Below are 20,229 nucleotides of genomic sequence, written 5' to 3' on the forward strand. Positions count from 1 at the left end.
TCGCTTCCGGATTATCCGGGAATTCTGGTCCAAAAAGCCTGGCTTATGCCGGGCTTTTTATTATCTTCATTCAGGCATTTACCCCTCCCGTCAATGCGCGAACTGTGCGCTTGTCCCCAATTTCCTCATTTTGACATTTCCGCAAATTTTTTCTTTTTTGGCAGTTAGTTAAAAAAACGGTGTATACCTCACATTTGTTACAAAAAGGTAGCTTTATCTTGTCAAAAAGTGGGGTTTTCCTTATCATTTAGGCGACGTATTAATAGGTTTTTGTTAGATAAACCACCCGTTTCTACGTGAGAAAAATACTTAATTTGAGTTAGCCGTACGCTCCAGGGACGCATAAGGAATGTTATAAGAATCCATGCGGGAGCACATGGGAGAATGTTGGATGAGCAATGCGCCAGTGAATTCCGGCCGACGCCGTTTCCTGACTCTATCAACCGCTGTGGTTGGTGGTGTGGGTGCAGCAGCAGTCGCTGTACCTTTTATCAAGTCATGGAACCCTAGCGCCAAAGCAAAGGCTGCCGGTGCCCCGGTCGAAGTCGATGTGAGTAAGATTGAAGAAGGTCAGTTAGTCAGGGTTATTTGGCAGGGCAAGCCGGTCTGGGTTGTTCGCCGTAGTGAGCAGACGCTGGAAACGTTGAATGAGATTGGTGAGCAACTTCGCGACCCTGAATCTCTCGAACCACAGCAACCTGAATATGTTGTTAACGCCTACCGTTCAGTAAAACCTGAAATTTTTGTTGCTGTTGGTCTGTGTACCCACCTGGGTTGTTCGCCAACGTATCTGCCTGATAGCTTTGGTGAGCAGGTTGAAGGGGTTTCTTCTGGTTTCTTCTGCCCTTGCCACGGCTCTAAGTTTGATATGGCTGGCCGTGTATTTAAGAGTGTGCCAGCGCCACTTAATCTGGTTGTTCCACCTTACACGTACCTTAACGATAACCGTATTTTGGTTGGCGCAGATGAGGGGACAGCGTAATGGAAAACTTGATTAACTGGTTCGAGAAACGCCTTCCAGCGATGAATGCTTATAAAAAGCATTTGTCTGAATACCCAATGCCGAAAAACTTTAACTTCTGGTACCTGTTTGGCTCTTTGGCCATGCTGGTATTGGTCAATCAGCTTTTAACCGGCATTTGGCTGACCATGAGCTATAACCCTTCTGCAGAAGGTGCTTTTGCGTCAATTGAATATATTATGCGAGATGTGGAATACGGATGGCTGCTGCGCTACATGCACTCCACCGGTGCTTCTGCGTTCTTCGTGGTCGTTTATCTGCACATGTTCCGTGGTCTGATTTATGGTTCGTACCAGAAGCCACGCGAGCTTCTGTGGATTTTCGGTATGTTGATCTTCCTGGCACTGATGGCGGAAGCTTTCATGGGCTACCTGCTGCCATGGGGTCAGATGTCTTATTGGGGCGCACAGGTAATCATTTCCCTGTTTGGTGCGATTCCGGTTATCGGTGACGACCTGACATTGTGGATTCGTGGTGACTACGTTCTGTCTGGTGCAACACTGAACCGTTTCTTTGCGCTTCATGTTGTTGCTTTACCTATCGTTATTCTGCTGCTGGTTGTGCTGCACATTCTGGCGCTGCACGAAGTGGGTTCAAACAACCCGGATGGTATTGAGACCAAGTTGCCTAAGGGCACTAAAGGTGAAGGTTACGAAACCCAGTTCCCATTCCACGAGTACTACACCAAGAAGTACGACATCATCGATTCTGTGCCTTTCCACCCTTACGGTACGGTGAAAGATCTGATTGGTGTGGGTCTGTTCGGTATTCTGTTTGCTTACGTTATCTTCTTCAATCCAGAGATGGGCGGTTACTTCCTTGAGCCACCTAACTTTGAAGCAGCTAACCCGCTGAAGACACCAGAGCACATTGCGCCAGTGTGGTACTTCACCCCATTCTACGCCATCCTCCGTGCAGTTCCTGACAAACTGTTGGGTGTTGTAATGATGGGCCTCTCCATCGCTGTTCTGTTCCTGCTGCCATGGCTGGATCGCTGTAAGGTACGTTCTTACCGTTACCGCAGCAAAATCCACCTGGCAAACATTGCGCAGTTTACTGTTTCGTTCATTGCGCTGGGTATTCTGGGTGCGCTGCCAGCAACCCCAACTTATACCCTGTTGGCACAGATCTTTAGCTTTGGTTACTTCATGTTCTTCGTCGCGCTGTTCTTCTACAGTAAAAACGAAGCGACGAAACCATTACCGGAGAGGGTGAACTACAAATGAAGAAGTGGATAGTAATGCTGTTTGCTCTGCTGCCTTCTCTGGCGATGGCGGCGGGTCCAAGCATTCCATTGGATGCAGCAAACAACGATTTGTCAGATAAAGCATCATTGCAAAACGGTGCCAAGCTTTTCATGAACTACTGTTTTGGCTGTCATGCCACTCAGTACCAGCGCTATGAGCGTATCTCAGAAGACTTGGATATCCCGAAAGAACTGATGCTGGAAAATCTGGTTTTTGACAGCAATGCGAAAATCGGTGATCTGGTGACCAATGCGATGACCGCAGAAGATGGTGCGACCTTCTTTGGCGGCCCGGCACCAGACCTAACGTTGGTTGCTCGTGTTCGTGGTACAGACTGGATTTACACCTACCTGCGTTCTTTCTACCAAGATGACTCTCGTCCGTTTGGTGTGAACAACTCAGTGTTCCCTAGCGTGGGTATGCCTCACGTATTGGAAGAGCTTCAAGGTACACCTGTTAAGCAGTACAAAACGGTACTGGTTGATGGTGAACAGGTTCAGGAGTTCATCGGTATCGAATCATTGGGTAACGGTGAGTTGAGCCCTGAAGAGTACGATGACGCGGTCCGTGACTTGGTGAACTTCCTTGAGTACTCAGGTGAGCCTAACAAGCTTGAGCGTCAGCAAATGGGTTACTGGGTGATTGGCTTTATGGTCATTTTCCTCATCCTAGCCATTTTGCTCAAGAAAGAGTATTGGCGTGACGTTCACTGATCGGTTAATCTAGTGAGTTGCTGATCCACAATGGGAGCAGGTGCTCCCATTGTTTTTTCTATAGATGAAACATTCTGGAGGGGTTAATGGCTGTTGCTGCCAATAAACGCTCGGTGATGACGTTGTATTCAGACGCATCAGACATGTATAGCCATCAGGTTCGCATCGTTCTGGCAGAGAAAGGTGTGACATACGAGATTGAGCTTGTTGATCCAAATAACCTGCCAGAGGATTTACTCGATCTGAATCCGTATAACTCGGTTCCGACTCTGGTTGACCGTGAGTTGGCGTTGTATAACGCAAACATCATCATGGAATACCTGGATGAGCGTTTTCCACATCCGCCGCTGATGCCGGTTTACCCGGTAGCACGTGGTAACAGCCGTCTGATGATGTACCGCATCGAACGTAACTGGTACACACTGGCTGAGAAAATTGAAAAAGGCAATGCAGAAGAAGCCGACAAAGCGCGTCGTCAATTGCGTGAAGAGCTTTTGGCTCTTGCTCCTGTGTTTGCCGAGTATCCGTTCTTCATGAGCGAAGAGTTTAGCTTGGTTGATTGCTACCTGGCTCCGCTGCTGTGGCGTTTGCCGGTAATGGGCATCGAACTGAGCGGTCCTGGCGCTAAAGAAGTGAAAACTTACATGGCGCGCGTATTTGAACGTGATTCATTCCTGGCTTCTCTGACTGAAGCTGAGCGTGAGATGCGTCTGGCGCAATAATGAGCGACATCAATCTCAAGCCTCGACGCCCGTATCTGTTACGGGCGTTTTACGACTGGTTACTCGACAACGATCTGACGCCACACTTGGTTGTGGATGCAACCATGCCCTACGTGAATGTACCTTTTGAGTACGTACAGGATGGACAGATCGTATTGAACGTTGCACCGCGTGCGGTTGGCAACCTTGAATTGGGTAATGACGAAGTCAGTTTCAATGCACGATTCGGTGGTCGACCGATGCTGGTGACTGTGCCTATGTATGCTGTGATGGCAATTTATGCACGTGAAAATGGTGCTGGCACCATGTTCGATCCAGAGCCAGCATACGATGAAGAGCTGGAGCGCATTGAATCTGAACCGGAACTCAATGCTGTCGATGAAGTACAGGAAGACGTTGAAACTGTTGTGGAGACTGATGAGCCAACTTCAGAACCAGCGCAGAAACCGAAAGGTCGTCCGACGCTAACCGTCGTCAAATAAAAAAGCAGCCTAGGCTGCTTTTTTCATGTCTGAATCTGGCTTACTCGCTGATCGAACTTGGCTCGTAATACTGAAAGCCTTTTATAACCTGCTTAACACCACTCAAGTTACGGGCGATTTCCGTGGCTTCATCGGCTTGCTCGCGGGTGACATAGCCTAGCAAAAAGACCTCGCTGTCTTCTGTGATCACTTTGATGTTCACGTTACGGATCTTCTTACTGCCGATGAGCGCAGATTTCACCTTGGTAGTGATCCAGGTGTCTTTAGACACATCACCCACAGACAACGGCGCCTTGATGCGTATTTGGTCGTAGATGGTCTCTACGCCTTCGAGTTCTCGAACTTTAGTCACGATAGCGTTTTTGAGGTCTTCGGTTTTCGCCTGACCAATCAATAGCAGTTTGCCATCGTAGGAAACGGCGTTAACACGGGTATCGCCTTTAAAAGGGGCTTTATTAACTATCCCGGCTACTTCCATTCCTAGTTGTGTGTCTTGCCATTCCGTCTTCGCGGTACGGGTATCCTGCTCGTAAATCGCGGAACAGGCACTCAACCCCAATACTGCTGCAAGTAAAAGCGCCTTTTTCATGGCTATTCTCCGTGCGTCGGGAACAGGTATTGATCGATAAGATCGCAGAGGGTATGCAAGGTGATCAGGTGAACTTCCTGTACGCGGGATGTGCGCTGGGAAGGGATACGGATTTCCACATCCTGCTCACCCAAGAGGCCTGCCATTTCACCGCCATCTTTGCCGGTAAGCGCAACAATGGTCATGTCACGGGTAACCGCGGCTTCCATTGCCTTGATGATGTCTTTGCTGTTACCGCTGGTAGACAGTGCCAATAGCACGTCTCCGCCTTGTCCGAAAGCACGCACTTGCTTGGAGAAGACTTCATCGTGGTGGTAATCGTTCGCGACCGCAGTCAGGGTGACGGTATCCGCTGTCAACGCCAATGCAGGCAGGCTAGGGCGTTCAGTTTCGAAGCGGTTGAGTAGACAGGAAGCGAAATGCTGGGCATTCGCCGCGGAGCCACCGTTACCACAACACAGGATTTTGTTGCCGTTAAGCAGACACTGCACCATGACCATCGCGGCTTTGGAAATCTGCTCTGGCAAGGCTTCTGCTGCAGCGATCTGTGTTTGGATACTCTCGGTGAAACTCTCTTTGATGCTATCTAGCATTGATTACCCTTCAAATACGATATTTTTCATCCAGTTTACCGAGTTTACGTTGCCTTCAAAAGTCACGGCATCAAATCTAAACTCGGTATGTGTCGCGGACAGGCCATTTTTCGCCAGCCACAAATAGGCCGCCTTGAGCATGCGCTGTTGTTTTTGTGGAGAAATACTGGCTGCGGCGCCACCATAGGTGGTTTGGTTGCGGTATTTGACCTCAACGAAAACGAGGCAGTTTTGCTCCCGCATGATGATATCCAATTCGCCGCCCTTGAAGCGGGCATTCTTTTCGATGGTCTTAAGACCCTGCCGCTCGAGAAAGCGGCAGGCTTGTGTTTCGTAGTGATCGCCGGTTTGCTTTTTACTTAACCGAAACAATCCCCTGATCCCCAAACATTGCCCAGGAAACACTACGGTTGACGGTACAGTAATCACCCAGTGACAATTCACCTGACAACCCTTCAAAGCGGTATTCCGGCAATGCTTGCATCTGAGGAAGTGCTTCAATCAACGCATACGCGTCCATCCCCAGTGCGTAAAGGCGAGTCATGCCATTATCCAGCCCTGGCCAGAGTTGGTTGAAGCGCGCGGCGGTAGGATTGTTGGGCTCAACCAGAAGTGGAACGTCACTGAATTCGATACCGCGAAGCTCCCCAATTTCGCCAACACCGTTCACACGGTTGTTAGAGCGTGAGCTTGAGTACAATTTCGGCGGTTGAACGTCTGGGTTGATGGCGACTTCAATGAATGGCTTAAGCAGCGTGAGTTCGCCTGCGTTGGCAACAAGGTAAACGGCATCAACATCGCGGCGGCTGCGCTGCTCTGATTCCATTTCCATTCCCAGAAGTTGTTGCATCTGCTGAATACGCCCTTGGCTCTCTGTTAAGCCAAATACGCGTTGGACGGTCTTCTGCATGGCTGCACGGTTTTTGAAAAACTCAATTTCTGCAGGCTCGCCGGTTTGCTCTTCCCACTGTTTAGAGAAGGCTTCACTGACGCGTCGACCAAAGCCATTGTCCGGGGCAATCACCAATGGGTATTGGTGCTTGTTCTGTTCAATATGCAATGCTGCTTGCTCAGCTTCCTGCTCTGGTGAGAGTGTGAAGAAGCAGGTGTTTGCTGCGCCGTCTTCCTCTCTAGGGATATTCAGAGCAAGCGTTGGAATCGCGTTCTGGCTCACTGTCAGAAACTCTTCCACTTTGTCTTTGCGAAGAGGGCCGATAGCAAACTGAATGCCATCAGTACGCATTTGGTTGACGATGTCAGTCATTGACAGTCCGTTGGTGTCGTAGAACATCACTGAAGGCGCAGTATTGCCCGAATCATCATCCAGCAGCGCTTGTACCAAACCATTACGAATTGCTTCACCCTGTGCCGCGAACTTGTCGCTCAGAGGCAGCATCACACCGATGCGGTCAGGGCGAAGGATCTCCATCGACTGAAGTGCAGTCAGATCGTTCGGTAGGTAGCGGTTAGCCGGGTGAGATGGGTTGGCTGCCAGCCATTGGTTCAGCGCTTCTTGTTGCTGAGCAGGACGACCTGAGTAACGGCGCAAGAGGTTCACCAGCTCGACCCAGCCATTCAGGACTGGATTGGTGGTTGCAGACAGAGAGCTCAGCTCTGAAGGTGGCATTTTCACCAGCAGTGTCCAAACGTTTTCCCAGTTCTGCTGCTTATCGTAGTTGTCCGTAATGTAAGGAGAGCCTTCGGCATAAGAGAGCACAGCACCTGGCATGTTGCCCAGTGCTTCATAAAGTTCACCTTTCAACAGGTAATAGCGCTGGTATTGAATAGCCGGAATACCCCAAGATGGCTGGAAGTTCAGGTTATCAACCGCGGTCTGCAGATCGCCTTTTTGCTGAGATAACAAGGCGCGGTTCAGTTGCCATTCGGAAAGTTGCAGTGGGGTCAGTGGCAGTTTTGCCAAACGACTGACTAAAACGTCTGCTTGTGCGTACTGTTTTTCAGCAATCAGTGCTTTTAACGCCAACAGATACCAGTCAGCTTTTGCTTCTCCGGTTTCGGTTTCTGCTTTTAGCAAATAGAAAGTCGATGACTCCAGCGCCGGCGCTGTGATGTCATATTGCGGTCCTTGCTCAACAGGTGGTGTGGTGGTACACGCCGAAAGCACCAATGCCAGCGCGATTGGTGGAAGAACTCGTGATACACTTTTGCACTTATGGGTTATTTTACGCATGAACATCTTCTGTCCGTAACTTGTTGCCCTCTATATTAATCGCCGAAGGGTTGTGAAACAAATGACTGATGAAACTTCAACCATGGTTGACGTCTCAACTTTATATATCGTGCCGACACCGATCGGAAACCTGGGAGATATCACCCAGCGTGCTTTGGAGATTTTGCAGCAGGTCGACATCATCGCTGCCGAGGATACCCGCCACACTGGTAAACTACTGTCCCATTTTGGAATCACCACCCGAACTTTCGCGCTGCATGACCATAATGAACAACAGAAAGCAGATTTTCTGATTGAAAAATTAGTCAGTGGGCAAAACATCGCGCTGGTGTCTGATGCGGGCACGCCGTTGATATCCGATCCAGGCTACCATTTGGTGACCCGTTGTCGTCAGGCGGGTGTCAAAGTTGTTCCTTTGCCGGGGCCTTGTGCAGTGATCACCGCGTTGAGTGCATCTGGCTTACCTTCTGATCGCTTCAGCTTCGAAGGCTTCCTGCCGCCAAAAAGCAAAGGCCGCCGTGATAAGTTTTCTGACATTGCAGAAGACCCACGAACCCTGATTTTTTACGAATCACCACACCGTATTCTCGATACGCTCGACGATATGCTGGCGGTATTGGGTGCGGAGCGTCAGGTCGTACTGGCACGGGAGCTGACCAAAACCTATGAAACCATTCATGGCGCGCCGCTGGGTGAGTTGATTGAATGGCTGAATGAAGACAGCAACCGTATCCGCGGTGAGATGGTGCTTTTGATTGCAGGTCACCGCGCCGAGAAAGAGGATTTGCCATTGGAAGCAACCAAAGCGGTTACTTTGCTGGCGAAGGAACTGCCACTGAAGAAGGCGTCTGCGATTGCGGCTGAGCTGTATAACGTGAAAAAAAATGCCCTCTATAAGTGGGGTTTAGAAAACCTAGAGTAAGAAGTCCGGTGTTTTCGCTGGATCCATGGCGGTGAACTCTATATAATCCGCCGCCTGAGTTGGCCGGGTAGCCGCTGCTTCGTTGATGTCCTTTGGGAGACTGACGAGGGGGAGGAAAGTCCGGGCTCCACAGGGCAGGGTGCCAGGTAACGCCTGGGGGGCGCAAGCCTACGACCAGTGCAACAGAGAGCAAACCGCCGATGACTCTTCGGAGAACAGGTAAGGGTGAAAGGGTGCGGTAAGAGCGCACCGCGCGACTGGCAACAGTTCGTGGCACGGTAAACTCCACCCGGAGCAAGACCAAATAGGTCCCCTTTGGCGCGGCCCGCGTTGGGGACGGGTAGGTTGCTGGAGCCTGTGAGCGATTGCAGGCCTAGACGAATGGCTACCACCGTTTTTACGGTACAGAACCCGGCTTATAGGCCGACTCACTAAATAAAATGGGCGAGTTTAGCAATAAACTTGCCCCAGAGAAGGCGAGCATTAGCTCGCCTTCTTTTGTTTTGGCTTCAATAAAAGTCAACAGGCCCCGACGGGGAATGCCGTGCGGTTAAAAAATGCACGGCTCAGCAAGGTGTTCAAGCTGTTGAAATAGAATGCGCTTCGCGATTACGTGATCTTTGTCGCGCTCGATGCTTGCTTGACTTTCTTTTTGCCTGATACTTACACTTCCTAGTGGGAAAATGTGGAATAAAGTGGGTTATTCTGGTGAAAAAGGGTAGTCAGTGACATGTTGAGGGGCGTCAGCGCCATATCGCCCGACGCGAAAGGTCGCGTCGCATTGCCAAAGCGTTATCGGGAAGAACTCGATGCGTTGTGCGATGGCGTGTTTGTCTGCACCATTGATCATCAGTTACCATGCCTGCTGCTTTACCCCTTGCCTGAATGGGAGCGCATCGAAGCCAAGCTATCCCGCTTATCCAGCCTCAATCCAGCCGAGCGTCGTTTACAGCGATTGCTGCTTGGTCATGCGTTTGAGTGTGAGATGGACGGACAGGGGCGAATTCTGATTGCACCAACACTGCGCGATTACGCCGGTTTGAATGGTAAAGCCATGCTGGTGGGACAGCTCAACAAGTTTGAGATTTGGAACAGCGATAAGTGGCAGCAACAGATCGACCAGGATATTCAACATCAAGCCGAATCAGCGGAAGCGCTGAGCGACAGGCTCAGTAACTTATCGCTTTAGGTAATCAAGATTATGTCAGAGCAGTTTTCACACATTTCCGTCCTCCTCCACGAATCCATCGAAGGTCTCGCACTTAAACCTGACGGCATTTATGTCGATGGTACGTTTGGCCGTGGTGGACATACCCGAGAAATTTTACGTCGTCTGGGTGACGGTGGTCAGCTTTACAGTATTGACCGCGATCCGCAGGCGATTGAAGAGGCAGGCACAATTGATGACCCGCGCTTCAACATTATTCATGGCCCATTTTCCGGCATCCAACAATACATCGAAGAACGTGGTCTGAGTGGCAAGATTGATGGTGTGTTGCTGGACCTTGGGGTGTCTTCGCCGCAATTAGACGATCCAGAGCGTGGCTTTAGCTTTATGCGCGATGGTCCTTTGGACATGCGCATGGATCCGACTTCAGGTATTCCAGCTTCTCAATGGCTTGCCGAAGCGGAAGCGGACGACATTGCCTGGGTGTTGAAAGAGTTTGGCGAAGAGCGATTTGCCAAGCGTATTGCCCGCGCGATTGTTGCGCACCGCGAAGATGAAACCAAAGAGCCGTTGACCCGGACTTTGCAGCTGGCCAACTTGATTGCCGCGGTATCACCTTCCCGTGATCGTAAAAAGCACCCAGCGACCCGCTGTTTTCAAGCGATTCGCATTTACATCAACAGTGAGCTGGAAGAGATTGAAACGGCGATGCAAGGTGCGCTTGAAGTGCTGGCGCCGGGTGGGCGACTTTCCATCATCAGCTTCCACTCATTGGAAGACCGTTTGGTGAAACGCTTTATGCGCAAGCAGAGCAAAGGGCCGGATGTACCGCATGGCGTGCCACTGACCGAAGATCAAATCCGTGCACTGGGCCAGGCAAAGATGAAGCTGGTGGGCAAAGCATTGAAACCGTCTGACGTGGAAGTCTCAGACAACACTCGCTCCCGAAGCTCGGTGCTGCGTGTGGCAGAAAAATTGGGTGACTGATGTCGGCAGAAAATCCAGGGCTGACAAGGCAAATTCTGCAGGACCTGACCAGTATCGGTCGGGTTCCTATGGTGCTTTTGGTTCTGGTACTGCTTTCTGCATTGGGCGTGGTTTACATCACCCAGCAAACGCGCGCTGCGATAGCCCATCATGACCAACTATTGATGGAGCGCGAGCAACTGGAAGTCGAATGGCGTAACCAGTTGCTTGAGGAGCATGCGTTATCAGAACACAGCCGTGTCGAAGCCATGGCACGGCAGGATCAGGACATGATCCGTCCAGACAGTCGACGTGAAGTCATAGTGAGCCAATAGCGTGAAGGGAAAAACGAAACCGACCAATCAGCGAGCGAAAAAGCCAACACCGAATTTGATTCGGTGGCGCTTTGTCACGGTCTGTTTCTGTATTTCCCTTGCCATGGTCGCGTTGATTGCCCGCGCCGCATTTATTCAGGTCATCGAGCCGGATCGCCTTCTTCAGGAAGGCGATATGCGTTCTGTCCGTGTCAAAGCTCTTCATTCCGCACGCGGCATTATCACTGACCGTAACGGCGAGTCGCTGGCCGTCAGTGTCCCGGTTGAAGCGGTATACGTGGATCCGGTGACTGTGTTTAAGAACGGCGGCCTGAAAGACATTGACCGCTGGTACGCGCTGGCTGATGTATTGGGTATCGACCGTCAGGCGATGGTAAACCGTATCGAGCGTAATAAAACCAAACGCTTTATCTACCTGCAACGTCAGGTTGGCCCTGCTGTGGCTGACTATGTTTCCGGTCTTCGCTTACCGGGAATTGGCATGAATGACGAGTCCCGTCGTTTCTATCCAGCCGGTGAAGTCAGTGCTCACCTTGTGGGCGTAACGGGCATTGATGGCCGTGGCCTTGAGGGGATCGAACGTGGCTATGATGGTTGGCTGAGTGGTGAACCGGGCCGCCGTACTGTGCGCAAAGACCGCTATGGCCGCGTCGTGGAAGTGATCTCCAAAGAGGCCAAGGAAGAAGGCAAACCACTTCAGCTCAGTATCGATCAGCGCCTTCAGGCGATTTCTTATCGTGCTATCAAGCAAGCAGTCGCGGACTACCGTGCGACCTCTGGCTCATTGGTCATGGTCGATGTGCGTACTGGTGAAGTATTGGCGATGGTGAATGCACCGTCTTACAATCCGAATAACCGCGCCGATCTGAAAAGCTTTAAAATGCGCAACCGCGCCATCACTGACGTTTTCGAGCCCGGTTCCACCATCAAGCCTTTGGTGGTGTTGGCAGCATTGGAAAATGGCGTGGCGGATGAGTCGACCATCATTGATACCGGCAACGGCGTGATGAGTATCGGCGGCGCGCGTGTCCGAGATGTTTCCAAAGTCGGTGAAGCAAACCTCCGTAAAATTCTCCAAAAATCCAGTAACATCGGTGTCAGTAAGCTGTCTCTTTCTATGCCTGTTGAAGCACTGCTTGGCCTGTACAGCAGCTTTGGCATCGGCGACGCAACAGGTGTGAACCTGGTTGGTGAGTCTTATGGACTCTATCCGAACCGTCGTCGTTGGTCTGATTTTGAACGCGCAACACTCTCCTTTGGTTATGGCCTTTCTATCACGCCGGCTCAGCTTGCCCGCGCTTACGCAGTACTTGGCGCGGAAGGTGTGAACCGCCCGCTGTCGATTTTGAAAACAGAATCCGTGGTACCGGGTAAACAAGTGGCATCACAAGAAAACACCCGAAAAGTTCTCGACATGCTGGAGTCTGTGACGCAGGAAGGCGGCAGTGCCCGCCGTGCAGCGGTTGACGGTTACCGTGTCGGGGCAAAAACAGGTACAGCGAAAGTTGCGGTGGCCGGTGGCTACGGTGATGAATATATCGGTTATACGGCGGGGATCGCACCTTTAAGCGAGCCGCGCATTGCCATGGTGGTGGTGATCAATGAACCCCAAGGCGACAAATACTACGGTGGTCAGGTTGCGGCCCCCGTGTTTTCTGACGTGATGAAGAGCGCGTTGCAGATCCTCAATATCGCACCGGACGCTCAGCAGCCATTTTTACAGATTGCTAATACGGACAATCGGAACTGATGCCGAACACGAGCTTTAAAGAATTATTGGCGCCTTGGTATGACGCCATCCCAGAAACACCTATTACCGGTTTGACGCTGGATAACCGCCAGATCCAACCGGGTGATGTATTTATTGCCGTTCAGGGTCACTCCCTGGACGCGCGCCGTTTTATCCCTGCGGCCATTGAAGCCGGCGCGGCAGCAGTGATTGCCGACGATGGTGATACTAACGGCCAGTTTGATGTCACCTTGCAAAATGGTGTGCCCGTTGTTGCCTTCCCTCACTTGAAATCCACCCTGTCGGAAATTGCTGACCGTTTCTACCAATCGCCCAGCAAAATGATGAAGGTGATTGGTGTGACAGGCACCAATGGTAAAACCACGGTGAGCCAGTTGGTTGCGCAGTGGATTGACCTGCTTGAAGGTAAAGCGGCAGTGATGGGAACCACAGGTAACGGCTTCCTTGATGCATTGGAGCCAGCTTTGAACACCACGGGCAGCGCGTTGGATATTCAGCAGCAACTGGCAGCGTTTAACCATCAGGGTGCGACTCACGTGGCGATGGAAGTGTCTTCGCATGGTTTGGTGCAGGATCGCGTGAAGGCCGTGGCTTTTGATGCTGCGATCTTCACAAACCTCAGTCGTGACCACCTTGATTACCATGGCACCATGGAAGCGTACGCCGAAGCCAAGCTTCGCCTGTTTACCCACTATGGCTCACCGGTTTCCGTGATTAACGTTGACGACCCGGTCGGTGCAAACTGGGTGAGCAATATGCCGGAAGCGGTGGCAGTTTCACTATCTGAAAGCAATGTCCACGCGCATCAAGGCCGAAAACTTTGGCTAACATCTGTCGACTACGCGACAAGCGGTGTGACCATCAGCTTTGACTCTTCATGGGGCGTGGGTCAATTTACTGCGCCGCTGGTTGGCGAATTCAACGTCATGAACCTTCTGGTTAGCCTGACCACGCTTCTGGGACTTGGCTACGAAAAAGAAACTCTGATGGCAGCTGCCAGCAAGTTGCAGGCGGTGATTGGACGCATGGAAGTTTTTCATCGTGCTGACAAACCTATGTTGGTGGTGGATTATGCTCACACCCCCGATGCTCTTGAAAAGGCGCTGATGGCTCTTCGCCGTCATTGCGACGGTAAGCTTTGGTGTATTTTCGGTTGTGGTGGCGACAGGGATACAGGTAAACGCCCAATGATGGCAGACATTGCTGAAAGATTGGCTGATGTCGCTATTCTGACCGACGACAATCCCCGCTCTGAATCTCCGGAAGCGATTGTGGCTGACATGCTTAAAGGCATGGTCGATCCCGATCAGGCTATTATCCTTCACGACCGCGCGGAAGCGTGTAGCTATGCATTTGAAAATGCGTCAGAAAAAGACGTGATTCTGGTCGCAGGAAAAGGACACGAAGACTATCAAGTGCTGGCATCAGGTACTGTTCACTATTCCGATCGTGAGACCGTACGCCGTTTGTTGGAGGAAGAGGCATGATCCCAGTTTCATTGAAATCACTGCAGACTGTTTTAGACGCTGATCTGGTCGGCGAAGATGTGGTGATTGATGCCGTTTCCACCGACACGCGAACGCTTGGCAATGGTGCTTTGTTTGTCGCGCTGGTGGGCGAGCGATTCGATGCCCATGATTTTGTAGAAACTGCGTATGAAAATGGCGCGTCAGCGCTTTTGGTTTCCAAACCTGTCGATGTCGCACTGCCACAACTGATTGTGAAAGACACCAAGCTGGCTTTGGGGCAACTGGGCGCATGGGTGAAATCTCAATGTGACGTGAAGACGATTGCGCTCACAGGCAGTTGCGGTAAAACCACAGTCAAAGAAATGCTGGCTGCCATTTTGTCTCCAAAAGGTCAGACGCTTTATACCGCCGGCAACTTCAACAATGACATCGGTGTACCGCTGACTTTGCTTCGCCTACAACCTTCCGATGAGTACGCGGTGATGGAACTGGGCGCTAACCATATTGGTGAAATTGCATATACCACGTCTTTGGTTAAGCCGGATCTCGCGATGGTCACTAATCTGGCGGCCGCGCATTTGGAAGGTTTTGGTTCCCTTGATGGGGTGGCAAAAGCTAAAGGTGAAATCTTCCAGGGGCTTGCTGACGGCGAGCTTGCGATCGTTAATCAGGACAGCAATGGTGGGGCTTTCTGGGATGAAATACTGAAAAGTAAGCAAGTACTTACCATGACAGTGACTGACAAGCCTGCAGACTATCGTGCCGAGAATATTCATCAGGTCGACAACGGCTGTTATGCCTTCGATCTGGTTTCACCGCAAGGCACCTATCCGGTGACACTCAGCCTTCCCGGTGAACACAACGTTGCGAACGCGATTCTTGCTGCCATTGCTGCGACCAGAATCGATAGTAAGGTGACGATGGACGATGTGGTCCGAGGTCTCGCTTCTGTGTCGCCTGTTAAAGGCCGCGGTGCGATAAGCTTCCCGCGCCCAGGTCTTCGCCTGATTGATGACAGCTACAATGCCAGCCTTGCAGCAATGAAAGCCGCAGTGGATTTGCTGGATGGCTTCGACGGAGACAAAGTCATCGTCTTAGCTGATATGGGTGAGATGGGCGAACATTCCGAATCGGTGCATGGAGAAGTTGCAGAGCACCTCAGCAAAGCCTCTATCCAAACCGTGATTACTTATGGACCTGCCAGCGCCGCGATTAGCGAACGTTGCGGGGGTCAGCACTTTGAAGATAAAAGCGCATTGATTGCGCATGTAGTAGAACTGATGAAAACAAAACGCGAAGTATCCGTTTTGGTCAAAGGGGCCAACGGAATGAAGATGTCTGAAGTGGTTGCAGCAATAGAGGAGGCAGCCAAATGCTAGATTGGCTATCAGATATCCTAACCCAACACATTCCGTTTTTCCGACTGTTTGATTATCTGACATTCCGCGCAATCCTGAGCGTGTTGACTGCATTGACGTTGTCACTCTGGATGGGACCGCGCTTGATCGCTCGCTTGCAGATGCTGCAAATCGGTCAGGTCGTACGTAACGAAGGTCCGGAATCCCACTTCAGCAAACGTGGTACGCCAACCATGGGCGGCATCATGATCCTAACAGCGATTACGGTCACCGTGCTGCTGTGGGCTGACCTTTCCAACCCTTACGTTTGGGCGGTATTGTTCGTGACTCTGGGTTACGGTGCTGTCGGTTTTGTCGATGACTACCGTAAAGTGGTACGCAAGAACACAGACGGCCTGATTGCCCGCTGGAAGTATTTCTGGCAATCCGCTATTGCACTGGTGGTGGCCTTCGCTCTCTATATCCACGGTAAAGATACAGCAGCCACCCAACTTGTGGTGCCTTTCTTCAAAGACGTGATGCCTCAGCTTGGCCTGTTCTACATCGTCTTCACCTATTTCGTGATTGTTGGCTCGAGTAACGCGGTGAACCTCACTGACGGTCTTGATGGTTTGGCCATCATGCCAACCGTGATGGTGGCCAGTGGTTTTGCCTTTATTGCCTGGGCGACAGGTAACGTGAACTTTGCTGAATACCTGCACATCCCTTATATCAAAGATGCCGATGAATTGGTGATTGTCTGTGCGGCGATTGTCGGCGCAGGTCTGGGCTTCTTGTGGTTTAACACCTATCCGGCACAAGTATTTATGGGTGATGTGGGCTCACTGGCACTGGGTGGTGCACTGGGCACGATTGCCGTGCTGGTGCGTCAGGAGTTCCTGTTGGTCATCATGGGCGGTGTGTTCGTGATGGAAACCTTGTCAGTGATCCTGCAAGTGGGCTCTTACAAACTGCGTGGTCAGCGTATTTTCCGCATGGCGCCTATCCACCACCACTACGAATTGAAAGGCTGGCCAGAGCCGCGCGTGATTGTACGATTCTGGATTATTACCCTGATGCTGGTTCTTGCAGGACTGGCAACATTGAAGGTGCGCTAAATGAAGACAGACGCCGCGAAAAACATTGTGGTGATTGGGCTCGGTATGACCGGGCTCTCTGTCGTTAATCATCTTGTGAGAAAAGATGACGGCGCGACCGTGAAAGTGATTGATACCCGTGCAAACCCGCCGGGCGCAGAGCAGTTACCGAAAAATGTGGCATTGCACGCTGGTGGCTGGAATATGGATTGGTTGCTTTCAGCTGATCAGATTGTGGCAAGCCCAGGCATTGCGCTGGCAACGCCAGAGCTTAGAGAGTCGGCTGCGAAAGGCATTGAGATTGTCGGTGACATTGAACTTTTCGCCCGCGATGTAAAAGCGCCTGTCATTGGTATTACCGGCTCAAACGGTAAAAGCACTGTGACCAGTCTGGTTGGCGAGATGGCAAAAGCGGCAGGCATTAATGTCGGTGTTGGCGGCAATATCGGCTTTGCAGCTTTGGATATGCTGGCCAATGAGCACGAGCTTTATGTACTGGAACTGTCGAGCTTCCAGCTTGAAACCACCTCCTCCCTGAATTTAGAAGCGGCAGTGTTCCTCAATCTTTCAGAAGATCATATGGATCGCTATGAAGGGATGGATGACTACCGCGATGCCAAATTGCGCATTTTCGACCAAACCAAACTGTCGGTCTGGAACCAAGACGATCTCCAGACCAAAAATACACAGACCAAAGGCGACAATGTGCCTGCTATCAGCTTCGGTTTCACGTCAGGTGAATACACACTCACCGAGAAAGACGGCGCAGAGTGGCTGACAGCAAAAGGCGAACCAGTGATGGCGGTGTCTGATATCGCGCTGGTGGGCCGTCACAACGTGGCTAACTGTCTGGCGGCGATGGCGCAGGCTGATGCGGTGGGTGTCAGCCGTGAAGCGCAATGTCAGGCGATGCGTGAATACAGAGGTTTGCCTCATCGTTGTCAGCAAGTGATTGAACACAACGGCGTGCTTTGGGTGAATGACTCGAAAGCGACCAATCCGGCGAGCACTGAAGCGGCGCTTGATGGCCTGCAACTAGCGGGGCGTCTGCACCTTTTGGTCGGTGGTGATGGCAAAGGCGCAGATTTTTCTTCGCTAAAACCTATCCTCGGCAAGCTGAACGTGACTTTGTACTGCTATGGCCGAGATGGTCATGCTTTTACAAATCTGGTTGAGTCGCCCGTGGTGATTGAAACCATGCAGGAAGCCATGGATATCGCGGCATCGACCGCGAAACCTGGCGACATGGTGTTGTTGTCTCCAGCATGCGCTAGCTTCGATCAGTTCACCAACTTTATGGTGCGAGGCGATACCTTTGCTGCATACGCGCAAGAGATTGCACAGCGAAGCGCTGAGGAGAGCGTGACGGAATGATGAGTGCGAAGTGGGAAGACAACCGTCTGATGCGCTGGTTCTCGAATCCAGCGCCAACGGCATTGTATGACCGCCAACTGGTGTGGCTGTCATTCGGCCTGATGATGGTCGGTCTCATCATGGTGTCCTCTGCTTCCATTCCTGTTTCTGTCCGTCTGGTTGATGAGCCGTTTTATTTCGCCATGCGTCAGGGCGTCTATCTGGTAGGCGCACTCATCATTGCCGGCGTGGCTATGCAGATACCTTTGTCGCGTTGGCAACAACTCAGCATTCCTTTGCTTTTTATTTCGCTCGCGCTTTTGCTGGCGGTTCTGCTGGTCGGTAAATCGGTAAACGGTGCATCCCGTTGGCTGCCAATGGGCTTTTTTAACCTGCAGCCAGCAGAAGTGGCCAAATTATCACTCTTCCTGTTTATTGCAGGTTATCTTGTTCGTCGCCATGGTGAAGTCAGAGAAAGCGTCACCGGTTTTTTGAAACCACTGGCAGTGCTGGTGGTGATTGCTGGTCTTTTGCTGCTTCAGCCTGACCTTGGCTCTGTTGTCGTCATGTTTGTCACGACGGTGGGCATGCTATTTATTGCTGGCGCCAAGCTATGGCAGTTCGGTGTTCTGCTGTTTACCGGTCTTGGGCTGGTGGGTCTTTTGATTATTGCTGAGCCCTACCGTGTCGCTCGTGTGACCTCCTTCTTAGATCCTTGGCAAGACCCGTTTGGCAGTGGCTATCAGCTGACGCAATCTTTGATGGCCTTTGGCCGTGGCAGCTGGTGGGGTCAGGGGCTGGGGAATTCTATCCAGAAACTCGAATACCTACCGGAAGCCCATACGGACTTTGTTATTGCGGTGTTGGCAGAAGAGCTCGGCCTGATTGGCGTCACTGTCGTTTTGCTGATGGTATTCGCATTGGTTTTCCGTGCACTCTTTATCGGGAAGCGTTGCCTTGAAGCGAACCAGCTTTTCGGTGGTTTTCTGGCATTTGGTATTGGCATTTGGTTTGCTTTTCAGGCGCTGGTGAATGTCGGTGCAGCGGCAGGTATTATGCCGACTAAAGGTTTGACGTTACCGCTGGTCAGTTATGGCGGTTCCAGTTTATTTATTATGTCGACGGCGGTGGCGCTACTTCTTCGCATTGACCACGAATACCGTTTGGAAACGGCGCAGGCGCACCAACGAATTGTCTCTCATGAAAAACGAAAACGAACAAAAGCATAAACGATTATTGGTGATGGCTGGTGGAACCGGCGGTCACGTTTTCCCTGGACTTGCGGTAGCGAAAGAGCTGCAGGAACAAGGTTGGGAAATTCGCTGGCTGGGAACGGCAGACAGGATGGAAGCGGATTTGGTGCCAAAACATGGCATTGAGATCGACTTTATTGAAGTAAAAGGGCTGCGTGGTTCGGGCTTTGCGCGTAAACTTCTCGCCCCTTGGATGGTACTTAATGCTGTTGTTCAGGCAAAGCGCCATATCAAAAACTGGAAACCGAATGCTGTGCTGGGCATGGGCGGATATGTGAGTGGACCGGGTGGTTTGGCTGCATGGCTAAGCGGCATTCCCGTTGTTCTCCACGAGCAAAATGCCGTCGCAGGGTTAACCAACCAGTGGCTGGCAAAGATTGCCAAGCGTGTGTTGCAGGCTTTTCCCGGTGCGTTTGCTGACAAAGAAGTCGTTGGCAATCCGGTAAGAAAGGATGTTTGTGCCTTGCCCGAGCATAATGCTTATGTAGATGGCACACCGCTGAAAGTGTTGGTGATGGGAGGAAGCCAGGGGGCTCGAATCTTAAACCACACAGTGCCGGAAGCGATAGCGAAGCTGAACAGAGAAGTGGTGATTCGTCATCAGGCCGGTAAAGGCAATCAGGCTGATACGGCAGAGCGCTTCCAAAAAGCGGGCGTGGTAAATGCCGAAGTCACCGAGTTTATTGATGATGTCGCTGAAGCCTACGATTGGGCAGATATCCTGATTTGTCGCTCTGGCGCTTTGACGGTATCGGAAGTGTCTGCTGCAGGTGTGCCGTCGATCTTCGTGCCTTTCCAGCATAAAGATCGCCAGCAGGCACTGAATGCTGAGCACCTCGTCGAGAGTGGCGCGGCCCTAATGATAGAACAACCGGATTTGAGTGCTGACGCTTTGGCGGCGGCACTGGAAGATAAAGATTCATCGTCATTGGTGGCGATGTCGAAGGCTGCTAAAGCCGCAGCAATTACCAATGCTGCTGAGCGTGTGGCCAGTGTCATCAAAGACGTAGCGAAGTAGAGA

The 20,229-nt window shown here is 51.4% G+C and carries 20 protein-coding genes and 1 other RNA gene; 17 read left to right on the forward strand and 4 right to left on the reverse strand.

The features are described 5' to 3' along the window. The first annotated feature begins 391 nt into the window (after positions 1 to 391). The 5 genes from petA (at position 392) to sspB (ending at position 4,185) form a co-directional block, all read left to right on the forward strand. Positions 392 to 982 carry a ubiquinol-cytochrome c reductase iron-sulfur subunit gene (gene petA / locus D515_RS06920; protein ID WP_002537336.1) on the forward strand — a complete coding sequence of 197 codons (591 nt, stop codon included), beginning with the start codon at positions 392 to 394 and terminating at the stop codon, positions 980 to 982. Next, entirely contained in the window at positions 982 to 2,247 is a 1,266-nt protein-coding gene (locus D515_RS06925) for a cytochrome b (RefSeq protein ID WP_002537338.1), read from the forward strand. The genes petA and D515_RS06925 overlap by 1 nt, the downstream gene beginning before the upstream one ends. Further along, positions 2,244 to 2,981, forward strand: coding sequence for a cytochrome c1 (locus tag D515_RS06930; protein WP_002537340.1), 738 nt, complete (start codon positions 2,244 to 2,246; stop codon positions 2,979 to 2,981). Before D515_RS06925 ends, D515_RS06930 begins: the two co-directional genes overlap by 4 nt. 86 nt (positions 2,982 to 3,067) lie before the next feature. Beyond that, positions 3,068 to 3,703 (forward strand): stringent starvation protein SspA, encoded by a 636-nt coding sequence (sspA, locus tag D515_RS06935; protein ID WP_002537343.1) that lies wholly within the window; start codon positions 3,068 to 3,070, stop codon positions 3,701 to 3,703. Further along, entirely contained in the window at positions 3,703 to 4,185 is a 483-nt protein-coding gene (gene sspB, locus D515_RS06940; RefSeq protein WP_002537345.1) for a ClpXP protease specificity-enhancing factor, read from the forward strand. The genes sspA and sspB overlap by 1 nt, the downstream gene beginning before the upstream one ends. A gap of 40 nt (positions 4,186 to 4,225) precedes the next feature. On the opposite strand, the gene D515_RS06945 is transcribed toward sspB, so the two are convergent. The 4 genes from D515_RS06945 to D515_RS06960 are packed head-to-tail and all read right to left on the reverse strand — an operon-like array spanning position 4,226 to position 7,564. Next, positions 4,226 to 4,774 carry a BON domain-containing protein gene (locus D515_RS06945; protein ID WP_002537346.1) on the reverse strand — a complete coding sequence of 183 codons (549 nt, stop codon included), beginning with the start codon at positions 4,772 to 4,774 and terminating at the stop codon, positions 4,226 to 4,228. Between the two features lie 2 nt (positions 4,775 to 4,776). Then, positions 4,777 to 5,367 (reverse strand): phosphoheptose isomerase, encoded by a 591-nt coding sequence (locus D515_RS06950; protein WP_002537348.1) that lies wholly within the window; start codon positions 5,365 to 5,367, stop codon positions 4,777 to 4,779. A 3-nt stretch (positions 5,368 to 5,370) separates the two neighbouring features. Then, positions 5,371 to 5,739 (reverse strand): YraN family protein, encoded by a 369-nt coding sequence (locus D515_RS06955; RefSeq protein WP_002537350.1) that lies wholly within the window; start codon positions 5,737 to 5,739, stop codon positions 5,371 to 5,373. After that, entirely contained in the window at positions 5,723 to 7,564 is a 1,842-nt protein-coding gene (locus tag D515_RS06960; RefSeq protein ID WP_002537352.1) for a penicillin-binding protein activator, read from the reverse strand. The genes D515_RS06955 and D515_RS06960 overlap by 17 nt, the downstream gene beginning before the upstream one ends. A gap of 55 nt (positions 7,565 to 7,619) precedes the next feature. Here D515_RS06960 and rsmI point away from each other — a divergent pair, with 55 nt between their 5' ends. From rsmI to murG, 12 genes are all read left to right on the forward strand, one after another. After that, a complete protein-coding gene (gene rsmI, locus D515_RS06965) occupies positions 7,620 to 8,480 on the forward strand; it encodes a 16S rRNA (cytidine(1402)-2'-O)-methyltransferase (protein WP_002537354.1) in 861 nt (286 codons plus the stop codon). A gap of 55 nt (positions 8,481 to 8,535) precedes the next feature. After that, positions 8,536 to 8,915, forward strand: an RNA gene (rnpB, locus tag D515_RS24990) — RNase P RNA component class A. Positions 8,916 to 9,210: 295 nt separating this feature from the next. Further along, entirely contained in the window at positions 9,211 to 9,669 is a 459-nt protein-coding gene (gene mraZ, locus D515_RS06970) for a division/cell wall cluster transcriptional repressor MraZ (RefSeq protein WP_002537357.1), read from the forward strand. Between the two features lie 12 nt (positions 9,670 to 9,681). Continuing rightward, positions 9,682 to 10,635 (forward strand): 16S rRNA (cytosine(1402)-N(4))-methyltransferase RsmH, encoded by a 954-nt coding sequence (gene rsmH / locus D515_RS06975; protein WP_002537359.1) that lies wholly within the window; start codon positions 9,682 to 9,684, stop codon positions 10,633 to 10,635. Further along, the gene (gene ftsL, locus D515_RS06980; protein WP_002537361.1) at positions 10,635 to 10,949 is read left to right on the forward strand and encodes a cell division protein FtsL; all 315 of its coding nucleotides are present in this window, start codon (positions 10,635 to 10,637) and stop codon (positions 10,947 to 10,949) included. The genes rsmH and ftsL overlap by 1 nt, the downstream gene beginning before the upstream one ends. A gap of 1 nt (position 10,950) precedes the next feature. Continuing rightward, positions 10,951 to 12,699, forward strand: a complete 1,749-nt coding sequence (locus D515_RS06985) for a peptidoglycan glycosyltransferase FtsI (RefSeq protein ID WP_002537362.1) — start codon at positions 10,951 to 10,953, stop codon at positions 12,697 to 12,699. Next, entirely contained in the window at positions 12,699 to 14,186 is a 1,488-nt protein-coding gene (gene murE, locus D515_RS06990) for a UDP-N-acetylmuramoyl-L-alanyl-D-glutamate--2,6-diaminopimelate ligase (protein ID WP_002537365.1), read from the forward strand. The genes D515_RS06985 and murE overlap by 1 nt, the downstream gene beginning before the upstream one ends. Then, the gene (locus D515_RS06995; RefSeq protein ID WP_002537366.1) at positions 14,183 to 15,547 is read left to right on the forward strand and encodes a UDP-N-acetylmuramoyl-tripeptide--D-alanyl-D-alanine ligase; all 1,365 of its coding nucleotides are present in this window, start codon (positions 14,183 to 14,185) and stop codon (positions 15,545 to 15,547) included. Before murE ends, D515_RS06995 begins: the two co-directional genes overlap by 4 nt. Continuing rightward, the gene (mraY, locus tag D515_RS07000; RefSeq protein WP_002537368.1) at positions 15,541 to 16,623 is read left to right on the forward strand and encodes a phospho-N-acetylmuramoyl-pentapeptide-transferase; all 1,083 of its coding nucleotides are present in this window, start codon (positions 15,541 to 15,543) and stop codon (positions 16,621 to 16,623) included. The genes D515_RS06995 and mraY overlap by 7 nt, the downstream gene beginning before the upstream one ends. Continuing rightward, a complete protein-coding gene (gene murD / locus D515_RS07005) occupies positions 16,624 to 17,976 on the forward strand; it encodes a UDP-N-acetylmuramoyl-L-alanine--D-glutamate ligase (RefSeq protein WP_002537370.1) in 1,353 nt (450 codons plus the stop codon). After that, on the forward strand, positions 17,973 to 19,184 hold the full coding sequence (ftsW, locus tag D515_RS07010; protein ID WP_002537371.1) for a cell division protein FtsW: 1,212 nt from the start codon (positions 17,973 to 17,975) through the stop codon (positions 19,182 to 19,184). The genes murD and ftsW overlap by 4 nt, the downstream gene beginning before the upstream one ends. Beyond that, on the forward strand, positions 19,156 to 20,226 hold the full coding sequence (gene murG / locus D515_RS07015; RefSeq protein WP_039849730.1) for an undecaprenyldiphospho-muramoylpentapeptide beta-N-acetylglucosaminyltransferase: 1,071 nt from the start codon (positions 19,156 to 19,158) through the stop codon (positions 20,224 to 20,226). The genes ftsW and murG overlap by 29 nt, the downstream gene beginning before the upstream one ends. Positions 20,227 to 20,229: the final 3 nt, after the last annotated feature.

The organism is Grimontia indica, assembly GCF_000333895.2.
Classification (GTDB): Bacteria; Pseudomonadota; Gammaproteobacteria; order Enterobacterales; family Vibrionaceae; genus Enterovibrio; species Enterovibrio indicus.